This window comes from Microbacterium sp. GW821-FHT01D02 (assembly GCF_059422585.1).
This window is the reverse complement of record NZ_JBWKXB010000002.1, coordinates 363,761-376,040: the sequence shown is the minus strand read 5'-3', so window position 1 is coordinate 376,040 and position 12,280 is coordinate 363,761. Positions and strand designations below refer to the sequence as shown.

Genomic DNA, 12,280 nt, shown 5'->3' with positions numbered 1-12,280 from the left:
ATTTCGGCTCGTCACGTCCACCTCGGCGTCTCGGCGGGTCAGCGCGGCGCGGACCTGCCCGGGTCCGGATTCCGCGGTGGCGGACGATGCGGGATGGGGATCGGTCGGGTGGCGCGGGACGCGTCCTGGAACGTCTGCACCGCGCGGAGCACATCCTCGGCGGTGGAGTAGCGCAGCGCCAGCGGGAGGTCGCGCCGCCAGAGGACCTCGACCTCGGTCGGCGCGTCCTCGAAGACCGTGCACACGATCCGGCGGTGGTCGCGCTCCGGGTAGTGCAGATCGTGGATCGCCCAGTCGGTCGTGCCGACCTGTACCAGCACGAACCTCTGGTCCGGGTCCTGCTCCATCATTCTCCTGACTGTCCCCAGCTTGAAGAATGCGCGATCACGCCGTGGAACGGGAGCCCCTTGACAGGAAGAGGCCCCCGCCCCAGAGAGGGAGCGGGGGCCACCTGCGGGTCAGCGCGACACGGGAGTGGAACCGGTGTCCGCCCGCTCGGTGTCCGTGACGGCGACCGCGTGCCCGACGCCGCGCTGCTCGGCCTCCAGGCGCTCCGCCTCCTCGCCGCTGATGGCTTCCCCGCGGGCGACGAGACCGGCCTGGTCGGAGAGCGGGATCTGCTTGAGGAACAGCGAGAGGAGCAGGGCGATCGCGATGAACGGCACGAGGTACCAGAACACCGGGGCCAGCGCGTCCGCATACGCCGTGACGATGCCCTCGCGCACCTCGTCCGGCAGCGAGCTGAGCGTCGACGGGTCGATCGTCGATGCAGCCTGGGACGCGGCGTCGGGAGAGGCCCCGGCACCCGCGAACACGCCGAGCAGGTTCTCGGTCAGCCGGGTGGTGAAGATCGTCCCGAACACCGCGGTGCCCAGAGACGCACCCACCTCCCGGAAGTAGTTGTTCGTACTGGTCGCGGTGCCGATCTCGTTCGCGGGGACGGCGTTCTGCACCACGAGGACGACGACCTGCATGATGAGGCCGAGCCCGGCGCCGAACACGAACAGGAAGACGCAGATCAACCAGATCGGGGTCGCGGCGGAGAGCGTGGTCATGGAGACCATCGCGATGCCGGTGATGATCGTGCCGAGGATCGGGTAGATCTTGTACTTGCCCGTCTTCGAGATCGCGATGCCCGAGAAGATCGACGTTCCCATCAGGCCGACCATCATGGGGATCATCAGCAGACCCGACTCGGCTGCCGAGGTGCCCGACGACATCTGCAGGAACGTGGGCACGAAGCCGATCGCGGCGAACATCCCGATGCCGAGCACGAGACCGATCGCGGTGGCGTTGATGAAGATCGGGTTCCGGAACAGGCTGAGCGGGATGATCGGGTCCTGCACCCGCGACTCGGTGATGACGAACGCGGTGGCCGCGACGAGGAGTCCGGCACCCCAGGCCCAGGTCGCGAGCGAGTCCCACCCGAACTCCTTGTCGCCGCCGAAGTCGGTGAAGAAGATCAGGCACGTCGTCGCGATCGACAGGAAGATGACGCCGAAGATGTCGATCGGCTTCTCGGCCTTCTTGCTAGGCAGCTTGAGCGCGACCAGGGCGATGATGAAGGCGGCGATGCCGACCGGGATGTTGATGTAGAACGCCCACTGCCACGTCAGGTGATCGACGAAGTAGCCGCCGAGCAGCGGACCGGCGACGGCGGACAGGCCGAAGACGGCGCCGAGCGGGCCCATGTACTTGCCGCGCTCGTTGGCGGGGACGATGTCGGCGATGATCGCCTGCGACAGGATCATCAGACCGCCGCCGCCGAGACCCTGCAGGGCGCGGAAGATGACGAACATCCAGAAGTCGGAGGCGAACGCGCAGCCGACCGAGGCGAGCGTGAACAGCGCGATCGCGACGAGGAACAGGTTGCGACGGCCCAGCACGTCGCCGAACTTGCCGTAGATCGGCATCACGATGGTGGTCGCGAGGAGATACGCGGTGGTGATCCAGACCTGATGGTCGACGCCGCCGAGCTGTCCGACGATGGTCGGCATGGCGGTGGAGACGATGGTCTGGTCGAGGCTGGAGAGCAGCATGCCCGCGATGAGGGCGCTGAAGATGATCCAGATGCGGCGCTTCGTGAGCAGGAAGGGCGCATCCTTCGTGGCGGTGGCGGACATTCAGTGGTCTTTCTGTGACGGTGCGTAGAGGGAGCGGGCGAGGCCGAGGCGTCGCGTGATGAGGTCGCCGAAGGGCTCGGTGGACTGGTGGTGCAGGAGCTGGTCCATGCTCATGCGGACGAGGGCGCCGACCGTGTGCACGACGACCTCGGCGCGGAGCTCGGCATCGGGCGCATCCTCGATGCGGCGCAGGATGAGGCCCACATCGCGCCGCTCGTTCTTCGCGATCTGCTCGAACGCGGCCTTGATCAGGCGCGGCTCCTGCTCGATCACCGCGAACAGGGCGGGGGCGTCGTCGACCGGGTTGAACAGCTCGAAGCGGCGGATCGTGAGCTGGATGAAGTCGTCGAGCAGGTCCCCGTGCTGCGCGGTGAAGTCCTCCTCGAGCGCCTCCTGGCGGGAGTCGATCGTCGCGAATCCGAAGACCGCGTTCTCCTTGCTCTCGAAGTAGTTGAAGAAGGTGCGGCGGGAGACGCCCACATCGGCGCACAGCTCCTCGATGGTGAATCCGGCGAAGCCCCGCTCCGTCGTCATCCGGCGGGCCGCATCCGTGAGTCCCCGAGAGGTCTCGCGCTTGCGCTGCTCTCGCAGGGAATCTGCACTGTCGCTCATGAAGTGCAATCTTGCACTCTGTTCCTTGGAGTGCACTGTGAGTGCGTGTGCACGCGGCGGACGAATTTCTTCCGACGGATCTGTGACGTTCTTCCCTCGGCATCCGTCCTAGTGGTGTCGCTGAACTGCGGCCCGCGCTCCACTCCGGAGGCGGAGACACGGATGAAGGAGCTCACAATGGCGAACGTGACTGGTGGCACCCAGCCCAAGGCTCAGATCGTCGCACCGCAGCTGGGGACCGCTGCGGGCAAGACCACGATCGAGGATGCGGTGGTGGCGAAGATCGCCGGCATCGCGGCTCGTGAGGTCGACGGTGTCTATGCGCTCGGCGGGGGCGCCGCGCGCATGGTGGGGGCGATCCGCGACGCGCTCAACACGACCGACCTCTCGCAGGGGATCAGCGTCGAGGTCGGCGAGACGCAGGTCGCGGTCGACGTGACGATCGTCGCGGAGTATCCGGTCTCGCTGCAGAAGGTGGCGGACGAGGTCCGCGCCGCGATCCACCGCGCCATGGTGGAACTGGTCGGCATGGACGTCGCCGAGGTCAACGTGACGGTCAACGATGTGCACATCCCCTCCGACGACGAGGGCGACGGCACGCAGGAGACGCGAGTCCAGTGAACACCTCGGTGATCGGTGCGGCGGTCGCGGCGGTGCTGGCGTTGACCTGGGTCGTCCTGGGCTTCTGGGCATTCCTGCTCGTGGCGCTGGCGATGCTGATCGGCGCGGTCGCCGGCCGCATCATCGATGGACGACTCGACGTCCGCGCGCTCGCCGAGGTCTTCCGAGGCCGGCGCTCCTCGTCATGAGCGGCGATCGGAGCGCCGACGCGGTGGAGGGCGACGTCGTGGGGACGACGACCTTCACCGCTCGAGCGCTGCAGAGACTGGCGGTCGGCATCGCACATGATGTCGCTCGCGTGGCGGTCCGCGACGTCGGGGTGCAGCTGTCCGACGAGCGGGGCACGCTGCGGATCACCGTCACGGTTCCGGCGGCTGTCGCCACGGGAGCCGGGTCGAACCTGATCGAGAACGGCGAAGAGCTCCGGCGCGGACTCATCGAGGGGATGCGGCGACTGGCGGGCCGCGAGGTCGGCACGGTGGACGTCCGGTACTCGGGCATCCACCGGAAGAGGGAGAAGAGGGTGCGATGACGAACGAACAGGTGATGTACCGACGCCTTCTGCGTCGCGAGACCCACGCGCCGCGCACGGTTCCGGCCGTGGTGGTCGCGTCGATCGGCGCCGTGCTCCTTCTCGCGCTGCTGGCGGGCGGGGTGTGGTGGCTCGTCGACGAGGCGTTCCGCACCGAGGCGATGCGCCGGATCGACGACGTCGCCGTGCTGGGGCAGCAGCAGGCCCTGCCCTGGGGTGTCGGCGCCGGACTCGCGCTCGTCGCGCTGGTGCTCGTCGCCCTCGCCGTCCTCCCGGGGAGACGGGCTCGTCGTGCGCGGATGACCGATCGGACCGCGCTGCTCGTGGACGACGGGGTGCTCGCGGATTCGGTCGCGGCCTCCGTGGCCCGTCGCACCGGCGTCGATCGCGGCCGCGTGTCCGTGATCGTCGGGCGCCGTAGCGTCACGGTGCGGATCACGCCGACCAGCGGCGTCCCGGTGGATCCCGCGGCGGCGGAGTCGGCGGTGGTCGAGACCCTGGCGGGGATCGGCTTCACCGCGGAACCACGCGTCGTCATCGACACGAACGGGGTGGTCGCATGAACGCCACCAACAGGGGCATGAACCGCGTCCTGCTCTTCTGCACCGGTACGGTCCTGCTGATCGCGGGCGCGGCGGCGCTCGCCGCGGGAGCCCTCTCGACCGGTGCGGCGCCGACCTGGCTGCAGGGGACGGCATCGGCAGCCGCCGACGTCTGGTCCTCCATCGCCGGCCTGACCTGGGAGATCCCGGGCATCGGCAGCGTGTCGGTGCTGATCCTGATCGCCGTGGCGGCGCTCGTGCTCCTCACGCTCGTGCTCATCGCCTTCCTCAGCAGCCGCACGCGGGGGCGCTCGAAGACGGTGCTCGAGGTCGACACCCCGGGTGGGCGGACGGTCGTCGATCGGAGCGTCGCCGACGCGGTGCTCACCGCGGCCCTGAGCAGTCGTCCGGATGTGCTCTCCGCACGTGCCGACGCCTATCGCGTCCGGGGGACGCGCGCGCTCGAGCTCGCCGTCGTCGTGCAGCCCGGAGCCTCGCTGGGCGCGGTCGTCGCGGCGGCCGAAGGCGCGATCCGCGAGTGGGATGCGCTCCTGGGGGCGCGCATCCCGATCCTGCTGCACCTGTCCGACCGACGCTGGCGCGATGCGCTCCGGTCGACGACGAGAGTCCGCTAGACGATGCGCGGACACACGAGACGAACGCGCGGAATCCTCCGCGTGTGAACTCGGCCCCGAGAGCCGGGGCCGTGACGAAAGGAGACGCCATGGGCGCTGACGACAAGATCAAGGCCGCTGCGGAGAAGCTCGCCGGTAAGGCGAAGGAGACCGCGGGCAAGGTCGTCGGAGACGACAAGCTCGTCGCCGAGGGCAAGACCGAGCAGGCCAAGGGCGAGGTCCGGGATGCCGCGGAGAACGTCAAGGACGCTTTCAAGAAGTGACGGTGCGGGGAGGGGCTCGAACGAGTCCCTCCCCGATCCCTTTCAGGTCGGTGAGAGAGGATCCGATCCGGTGGGGCGTCCGTTCCGAATCTCTTCGGGGATCGGAACGAGGAGTGGGGGACATGGAAGAGCAACGCTTTCGAAGGGCGCTCGAGCATGCGGATGACGGCATCGTCGCCGGGCGCGCGATGGACGGGGACGTCGAGGCGTTCGCCGTCCTCGTGCGCCGGTACACGCCGATGATGCGCGCATACACGCAGCGGATGCTGAACGCCTCGGCCGACGTCGACGACATCGTGCAGGAGTCGTTCGTCACCGCCTGGCAGCGGTTCGGCGAACTCGAGGACCCGTCGAAAGTCAAGAGCTGGCTGATGCGGATCGTGAGTCGCAAGGCCGTGGACCGCATCCGCGCCATCCGCCCGGCGGTGGACATCGACGCGATCGACCGCCCGGCTCCGCTGCACGCCTCGCCGTCCGCGGTGGTCGAGGTGCGGGCGGGAGTCGCAGCCCTGGGTGCCGCGCTGCGGGAGCTCCCCGATGCGCAGCGCGAGTGCTGGGTCCTGCGGGAGATCGGCGGGTACTCGTACGACGAGATCTCCGAGGAGCTCGACATCCCGGTCTCGACCGCACGCGGACTGCTCGCACGGGCACGGAAATACATGATCGTACGGATGGAGGAGTGGCGATGACCGAAGAGGAGAACCCCGAAGTCCGCCGACTCGGCCTGGACCCGACCGATCTCGACGGGCACACGCTCGACGAGCTCACCGACTACCTCGAGGCGGGCCGGCAGCCCGCCGACCGCTCGATCGACGAGTCGCCCGGATGCCAGCTGGCGCTGGACGCCCTGGAGCGGCTCCACGGGCTCGGAGCGGAGCTGATGGATGCGGAGACCGCGGCGGAGCCGGATGTCGACCAGAACTGGGTCGACCGGATCCTCAGCGGGATCGCGTTGGATGCGCGCTCCGGACGACGCATCCCCTTCGAGTCGGCCGACCCGGGGGTGGAGCTGGCGATCACCGAGGGCGCCGTCCGCGGCCTGGTGCGTGCGGCGGAGAGCGCCGTGCCGGGACTGCTCATCGGCCGCTGCCGACTCACGGGCGATGTGACGATCGCGGGGGCGCCGATCACCGTGGAGATCGACGCGAGCGCCCTCCACGGTGAGCCGATCCCGCTGATCGCCGATCGGCTGCGGGCCGAGATCGATCTCGGTCTGCGTCGGCACACCGAGCTGAACGTCGTCGCGATCGACATCGCGATCCGAGACCTGCGGGAGGTGTCCTCATGGACGGACGAGATCTGACGGACGAGGGAGCGCCGGACGACCTCGCCGCCGCGATCGAGGCGGCGGTCCGCGCCACTCCGGGCGTGCGGGACGTCTACCGTTCCGGCTCCCTGATCTCCCACCTCCTGCGGGTGGGAGCGGCGGCCATCGGGGTGCGCGCGGACGATGCTCCGATCGTCTCGGTCGTGCGGGCGGAAGACGGCGTCGCCGTGGAGGTGTCGATCGGCGTCAACGCCGACGCGAGATCGGCGGAGGTCCTGAGCGCCGTACGTGCGGCGATCGACGGGCTGTTCGCGGCGCGGGGGCTCCGGCGGACCGGCCTCACTCTGACCGTCGTGCACGTGCCGTCTCGGGAGGCGGCCTGATCCCGCGGTGAGACCGCAGAGCACCGCTCTCCGAGGAGGCGGTGCTCTGCGGTCCGGGACGGTCAGACGGCCGCGCGCAGCCCGTCGACGAGCGGGGTGGTCGGACGCCCGATCAGGCGCGACAGGGTCCCGTCGGTGTCGGCGAGGGCACCGTCCTTGATGCCGGCGTCCAGCGCGGCGACGAATCCGGCGGTCCCCTCATCGAGTCCGGCCTCGACGAGAGCGGCCACCTGGTCGTCGAACGCGACCGGCACGTACGAGACCTCGCGTCCGGTGATCTCGGAGAACGCGGCGGCCAGGTCGCGGTAGGTCCAGGCGACGTCGCCGCCCAACTCGTAGACCTCGCCGAGGTGTCCGTCCTCGAGCGCGACGACAGCCGCGGCATCCGCGAAGTCCTTGCGACTGGCCGAGGCGACGCGGCCGTCACCGGTGCCGGCGGCGAGCACGCCGGTCTCGGCGGCGCGGGTGAGGTCGGCGGCGTAGTTCTCGGTGTACCAGTTGTTGCGCAGGATCACCGCCGGCAGCCCGGACGCGGCGATGAGCTCTTCGGTCGCCTTGTGCTCGGGGGCGAGGACGAGGTCGCTCGTGGTCGCCTTCGGGGCGCTGGTGTAGACGAGCTTCGAGACGCCGGCGGCCTTCGAGGCGTCGATGACCGCCCGGTGCTGGGCCACGCGCTGGCCGACCTCGGATCCCGAGACGAGGACGACGGTGTCGACACCCGCGACGGCGGCCGCGACGGAGGCGGGATCCGTGTAGTCGAGGTGCACGACGGGGACACCCAGGTCGGCGCCCTTGGCGGTGTCGCGGGCTCCGGCGACGATCGACTGCGGATCGGCGCCGCGCTCGATCAGGGCGGCGATGATCAGGCGGCCGAGGTTGCCGGTCGCACCGGTGACGAGAATGGTCATGAGGGTCCTTTCGTAGGTGACACCCTCGACAACCGGCCGAGGGGTCTCATGCATTCCAGTCCGCAGGTACCCACTTTGAAGTAAGGTACCCACATGACGGTTAGTTTCGCGAAGATAAAGGAATCCGTACCGTTCGCCTTCGATCAGAACTGCGGCACGCGGGTGGTGCTCGACCACATCATGAGCAAGTGGGGCGTGCTGGTCCTCTCGTGTCTGTCGGACGGCACGCACCGCTGGGGCGAGCTGCGCCGGGGGGTTGACGGCATCAGCGAGAAGATGCTCGCCTCGACCCTGCGCACCCTCGCCGAGGACGGCCTCGTGCACCGGGAATCGCTCCCGACCGTGCCGCCGCACGTGGAGTACAGCCTCACACCGCTGGGTCGCGATCTGATGGAGCGGATGCTGCCGCTGATGGAGTGGGTCGCCGACCATGCCGACAGCATGCTCGGAAGGGCCTGAAACGACGGATTCCGTCGAACGTCACCGTCCGAAGCTGCGGATTCAATCGGTCGAAGAAACCCGTTGACGCGATAACCGTTGTGGCTCTACTGTTCTGAACATGGCTACGACGCCCATTCACCTTGAACGACCCGACGGCAAGGGACTGGCCGCAGGCACCCTGGGCCTGTGGGGATCCACCGTCATCGGTCTCGCCTCCACGGCGCCCGTGTACTCGCTGGTCGCGACGCTCGGCTTCGTCGTCATGGCCGTCGGCGCGCAGGCCCCCATCGCGTTCATCATCGCGTTCGTCCCGATGCTCCTGATCGCCTTCGCGTACCGGGAGCTCAACAACGCCGTGCCCGACTGCGGCACGACCTTCACCTGGGGGACGAAGGCGTTCGGACCGTGGGTCGGTTGGATGGGCGGATGGGGTGTGGCCGTCGCCGGCATGGTCGTGCTCGCCAACCTCGCGCAGATCGCCTCGGTCTACTTCTGGTCGCTGATCGGCCAGGACCTCGAGAACGACGACTGGCGGGTCGTCGTGGTCGCGGTCGTGTTCATCGCCGCCATGACCTGGGTGAGCTGGCGCGGGGTCGAGATCGGCGAGCGGATCCAGAACATCCTCCTCGGGATCCAGTACCTCGCCCTCGCGATCTTCGTCGTCGCCGCGCTGTGGCAGTTCTTCGCCGGCACGGCTCCGAACCCCACCCCCTTCGACTGGGAGTGGATGAACCCGTTCGCGTTCACCGACTGGTCGGGCTTCACCGAGGCCATCCTGCTCGCGCTCTTCATCTACTGGGGCTGGGACACCTGCCTCGCCCTCAACGAGGAGACGAAAGACCCGAAGCGCATCCCGGGCCGCGCCGCGCTGCTGACCACCGTGATCCTGCTGTTCACCTATGTCGCCGTGACCATCGCGGCCATGATGTACGCGGGGCTGGGGGAGAGCGGCACCGGCCTCGGCAACGAGAAGAATGCGGACGACTTCTTCCTCGCCATCAAGGACGGCCTGCTCGGCCCGTTCGGCTGGGTGCTCGTGGTGTCGGTGATCATCTCGGCGATCTCGTCGACGCAGACCACCATCCTGCCGACCGCTCGCGGCACGCTCGCGATGGGCGTCTACCGCGCCCTGCCCGCGAAGTTCAAAGAGGTGCACCCCACCTACAAGACGCCGTCGTTCTCGACGATCGTCATGGGCGTCGTCGCCTCCGTCTACTACATCGGCATGACGCTGATCAGCGACAACATCCTCCAGGACTCGATCCTGTCGCTCGGCCTGGCGATCGCGTTCTACTACGCCATCACCGGCTTCGCGTGCGTCTGGTACTTCCGCAAGGACCTGACCGCCTCGCCGCGGGAGTTCTTCTTCAAGGGACTCTTCCCGCTGCTGGGCGGGCTCATGCTGACCTGGGCCTTCATCCAGTCCGCGATCGACATGTGGGCCGTCGACTACGGCTACACGGAGCTGTTCGGCATCGGCGGCACGTTCGTGATCGGCGTCGGCTCGCTGGCGTTCGGCCTGGTGCTGATGTTCGTCTGGTACGCGTTCCCGCGGTCGAAGCGGTTCTTCCGCGGCGAGAGCCTGAACCGCGACACCGAGGTGATGGTGCCCGACGAGCCGAACGTGACGATCCGGTCGATCGACGGCGGCATCTGACGATGCCCGTCTCCACGGCCGACCTGTACGACGAACTCGAAGAGGCCATCCAGTCGCTGTCGCTGCCGTTGCGCTCATTCGGGGCGCGGTCGGCGTTCGACGGTCCGATCCGCACGGTGCGCTGCTTCGAGGACAACGCGCTGGTGAAGGCGGTGCTGGCGACGCCCGGCGACGGTGCCGTGCTCGTCGTCGACGGCGGCGGCTCGCTGGAGCGCGCGCTCATGGGCGACCTGATCGCCGCCTCGGCGGTCGCGAACGGCTGGGCGGGAGTCGTGATCCACGGGGCGATCCGCGACCGTGTCGCGATCGACGGGCTCGACCTCGGCGTCAAGGCCCTCGGAACCAACCCCCGCAAGAGCGTGAAGCTCGGCGCGGGAGAGGTCGACGCGATCCTCGAGTTCGGAGGAGTGGTGTTCCGGCCCGGCGCACGTCTCTACAGCGATGAGGACGGCATCCTCGTCGAGCGCTGAGGGTCGCCGGGGGCGCGGCGGCGAGGTGTCCTAGGCTTGCTCCGTGCGCATCCGGCTCGACATCGCCTACGACGGCACCCACTTCCGCGGGTGGGCGAAGCAGCCGACGCTCCGCACGGTGCAGGGCACGCTGGAGGCCGCTCTCGCCCGGATCGTCGGCTCCGACGTGCAGTTCGTGGTGGCCGGCCGCACCGACGCCGGCGTGCACGCGAGCGGCCAGGTCGCACACGTCGATCTCGACGAGAGGCAGTGGGCGCGCATCGAGGCCCGGCAGGGGCGTACGCCGCAGGACCCGGTCGAGGCCATCGCCGGGCGCATGCGCGGCGTGCTCGGGGCCTACTCCGACGTCACGGTCACCCGCTCGTCGATCGCGCCCGAAGGGTTCGACGCCCGGTTCTCCGCGGTGTGGCGCCGCTACCGGTACCGTCTCGCCGACGGGCAGACCGGATTCGACCCGCTGCGTCGCCACGACACGACCACCGTCCGCGGGCGCCTCGACGAGCGGGCGATGGATGCCGCCGCCCGAACCCTCATCGGGCTGCACGACTTCGCGGCGTACTGCAAGCCTCGTGACGAGGCGACGACGATCCGCACCCTGCTCGACTACCGCTGGGAGCGCGACGCCGAGGGTGTGCTCGTCGCGGAGGTCAAGGCCGACGCGTTCTGCCACAGCATGGTGCGCGCGCTGGTCGGCGCCTGTGTCGCGGTGGGGGAGGGACGCCTCGATGTGGACGACCTCGTGGTGCTGCGCGATGCGCTGACCCGGACGAGCGAGTTCAAGGTGCTGGCGGCCCGCGGACTGATCCTCACCGAGGTCGGGTATCCGGCCGACGAGCTGCTCTCCGCCCGGGCGGAGCAGACGCGGGCGCGACGCGACGGCACCAGCGACCGTGACTGACCGCACGCCCGACGACCTCAACGCCATCGCCCTCGTCCGCCAGGACCTCGGCGCCCAGTCCCCCCGGGACGCGAGCGCGGCCCGGATCGATGACACGGTGCTGCGGATCCATGGGCTGAAGGATCTCGGCAGCAGCCTCTGGGCGGAGGCGTCGAAGGTGAGCGATCGCGCGAAGGCGGCTGTCACCGCACGCGTCAAAGCCGAATACGGCGTGCGGAGCCCCCGGAACGGCCTCATCCCGACCCTGGTGCTGATCCTCACGTTCGCGGGCGCGATCCCGATCGGATTCCTCAACGCGATACGCCTCGGCTCGGCGGGCGGCGAGATCATCGCCGCCGTGCTCACCGCGGGAATCGGCATCGCCCAGCTGGTCCTGTCGCTCAGCACGGGGATCCGCCCGGTCGCGCGACCCACGGTCTTCCAGTCCCGGATCTCGGTCGTCGTGCTGCTGGTGTCGGTCGTGATCGGCTTCGTCCTCACCGACGGCGTACCCCGCATCCTCTTCATCGTCGGCGCCCTCGGCACCCTGTGCGCCGCGATCATCTACACGATGGGACGGGCACGCGACCCCGAGGCCACCGAGCGGATCGACGACGCGGAGCGTCGGGCGCGCATCGAAGTGACCCGTGACGTCGATGCCGAGCGGCGACGCATGCGGGCAGAGCTCGAGAGCGCGCTGGCAGGACGTGATGACCTCGACACGATGCGGCGCACGCGCTCGCTCGCGATCGCGGCCTTCCGGGAGGAGGGCGGGAAGGCGGAAGACGCCGATCCGACGGCTCTCCCCGGCGAGTACATCATCCGCGACAACACGAATCGGTGGCTGCCGCTGACCGAGCAGGGGCTCTGGCCGCCGTCCGGTCGATGACCCCGCGACGACGAAGAGGGCCGACCGTGATGGTCGACCCTCTTCGTGAAAGCGTGCGGC

General features: G+C 69.2%; 18 protein-coding genes. 14 read left to right on the top strand and 4 right to left on the bottom strand.

The window, feature by feature from the left end; translation table 11 throughout:
* Positions 1 to 38 precede the first annotated feature (38 nt).
* The 3 genes from AC07VM_RS10600 to AC07VM_RS10590 all read right to left on the bottom strand — a co-directional run bounded on the left by AC07VM_RS10600 (position 39) and on the right by AC07VM_RS10590 (position 2,735).
* Positions 39 to 350 (bottom strand): hypothetical protein, encoded by a 312-nt coding sequence (locus tag AC07VM_RS10600; RefSeq protein WP_494911106.1) that lies wholly within the window; start codon positions 348 to 350, stop codon positions 39 to 41.
* A gap of 108 nt (positions 351 to 458) precedes the next feature.
* A complete protein-coding gene (locus tag AC07VM_RS10595) occupies positions 459 to 2,123 on the bottom strand; it encodes an MDR family MFS transporter (protein WP_494911104.1) in 1,665 nt (554 codons plus the stop codon).
* Complete coding sequence (locus tag AC07VM_RS10590) at positions 2,124 to 2,735, bottom strand: TetR/AcrR family transcriptional regulator (protein ID WP_267417489.1); 612 nt, start codon at positions 2,733 to 2,735, stop codon at positions 2,124 to 2,126.
* 177 nt (positions 2,736 to 2,912) lie between these two features.
* Here AC07VM_RS10590 and AC07VM_RS10585 point away from each other — a divergent pair, with 177 nt between their 5' ends.
* The 9 genes from AC07VM_RS10585 (at position 2,913) to AC07VM_RS10545 (ending at position 6,978) form a co-directional block, all read left to right on the top strand.
* Entirely contained in the window at positions 2,913 to 3,356 is a 444-nt protein-coding gene (locus AC07VM_RS10585; RefSeq protein ID WP_267417490.1) for an Asp23/Gls24 family envelope stress response protein, read from the top strand.
* Positions 3,353 to 3,544: a DUF2273 domain-containing protein gene (locus tag AC07VM_RS10580; RefSeq protein WP_267417491.1), complete on the top strand. Its 192-nt coding sequence runs from the start codon at positions 3,353 to 3,355 to the stop codon at positions 3,542 to 3,544. Before AC07VM_RS10585 ends, AC07VM_RS10580 begins: the two co-directional genes overlap by 4 nt.
* Positions 3,541 to 3,888, top strand: coding sequence for a hypothetical protein (locus AC07VM_RS10575; RefSeq protein ID WP_494911102.1), 348 nt, complete (start codon positions 3,541 to 3,543; stop codon positions 3,886 to 3,888). Before AC07VM_RS10580 ends, AC07VM_RS10575 begins: the two co-directional genes overlap by 4 nt.
* Positions 3,885 to 4,451, top strand: a complete 567-nt coding sequence (locus tag AC07VM_RS10570) for a hypothetical protein (protein WP_494911100.1) — start codon at positions 3,885 to 3,887, stop codon at positions 4,449 to 4,451. The genes AC07VM_RS10575 and AC07VM_RS10570 overlap by 4 nt, the downstream gene beginning before the upstream one ends.
* Complete coding sequence (locus tag AC07VM_RS10565; protein WP_494911098.1) at positions 4,448 to 5,065, top strand: hypothetical protein; 618 nt, start codon at positions 4,448 to 4,450, stop codon at positions 5,063 to 5,065. The genes AC07VM_RS10570 and AC07VM_RS10565 overlap by 4 nt, the downstream gene beginning before the upstream one ends.
* An 89-nt stretch (positions 5,066 to 5,154) precedes the next feature.
* Positions 5,155 to 5,328 carry a CsbD family protein gene (locus tag AC07VM_RS10560; protein ID WP_267417495.1) on the top strand — a complete coding sequence of 58 codons (174 nt, stop codon included), beginning with the start codon at positions 5,155 to 5,157 and terminating at the stop codon, positions 5,326 to 5,328.
* 122 nt (positions 5,329 to 5,450) lie between these two features.
* Entirely contained in the window at positions 5,451 to 6,017 is a 567-nt protein-coding gene (locus AC07VM_RS10555) for an RNA polymerase sigma factor (protein ID WP_494911096.1), read from the top strand.
* Positions 6,014 to 6,631, top strand: coding sequence for an Asp23/Gls24 family envelope stress response protein (locus AC07VM_RS10550; RefSeq protein WP_267417497.1), 618 nt, complete (start codon positions 6,014 to 6,016; stop codon positions 6,629 to 6,631). The genes AC07VM_RS10555 and AC07VM_RS10550 overlap by 4 nt, the downstream gene beginning before the upstream one ends.
* Positions 6,613 to 6,978: a hypothetical protein gene (locus AC07VM_RS10545; RefSeq protein ID WP_494911094.1), complete on the top strand. Its 366-nt coding sequence runs from the start codon at positions 6,613 to 6,615 to the stop codon at positions 6,976 to 6,978. Before AC07VM_RS10550 ends, AC07VM_RS10545 begins: the two co-directional genes overlap by 19 nt.
* Before the next feature lie 62 nt (positions 6,979 to 7,040).
* Here the strand turns inward: AC07VM_RS10545 and AC07VM_RS10540 are convergent, their stop codons facing one another.
* Positions 7,041 to 7,886, bottom strand: coding sequence for an SDR family oxidoreductase (locus tag AC07VM_RS10540; protein ID WP_267417501.1), 846 nt, complete (start codon positions 7,884 to 7,886; stop codon positions 7,041 to 7,043).
* A 93-nt stretch (positions 7,887 to 7,979) separates the two neighbouring features.
* Between AC07VM_RS10540 and AC07VM_RS10535 the strand changes: the two genes are divergently transcribed.
* The 5 genes from AC07VM_RS10535 to AC07VM_RS10515 all read left to right on the top strand — a co-directional run bounded on the left by AC07VM_RS10535 (position 7,980) and on the right by AC07VM_RS10515 (position 12,220).
* The gene (locus tag AC07VM_RS10535; RefSeq protein WP_494911092.1) at positions 7,980 to 8,345 is read left to right on the top strand and encodes a winged helix-turn-helix transcriptional regulator; all 366 of its coding nucleotides are present in this window, start codon (positions 7,980 to 7,982) and stop codon (positions 8,343 to 8,345) included.
* Between the two features lie 100 nt (positions 8,346 to 8,445).
* Entirely contained in the window at positions 8,446 to 9,984 is a 1,539-nt protein-coding gene (locus AC07VM_RS10530; protein ID WP_267417503.1) for an APC family permease, read from the top strand.
* 2 nt (positions 9,985 to 9,986) lie between these two features.
* Complete coding sequence (rraA, locus tag AC07VM_RS10525) at positions 9,987 to 10,454, top strand: ribonuclease E activity regulator RraA (protein WP_267417504.1); 468 nt, start codon at positions 9,987 to 9,989, stop codon at positions 10,452 to 10,454.
* 43 nt (positions 10,455 to 10,497) lie between these two features.
* Positions 10,498 to 11,352 (top strand): tRNA pseudouridine(38-40) synthase TruA, encoded by an 855-nt coding sequence (gene truA / locus AC07VM_RS10520; RefSeq protein ID WP_494911090.1) that lies wholly within the window; start codon positions 10,498 to 10,500, stop codon positions 11,350 to 11,352.
* Positions 11,345 to 12,220: a hypothetical protein gene (locus tag AC07VM_RS10515; protein WP_494911088.1), complete on the top strand. Its 876-nt coding sequence runs from the start codon at positions 11,345 to 11,347 to the stop codon at positions 12,218 to 12,220. Before truA ends, AC07VM_RS10515 begins: the two co-directional genes overlap by 8 nt.
* The last annotated feature ends 60 nt before the right edge of the window (positions 12,221 to 12,280 follow it).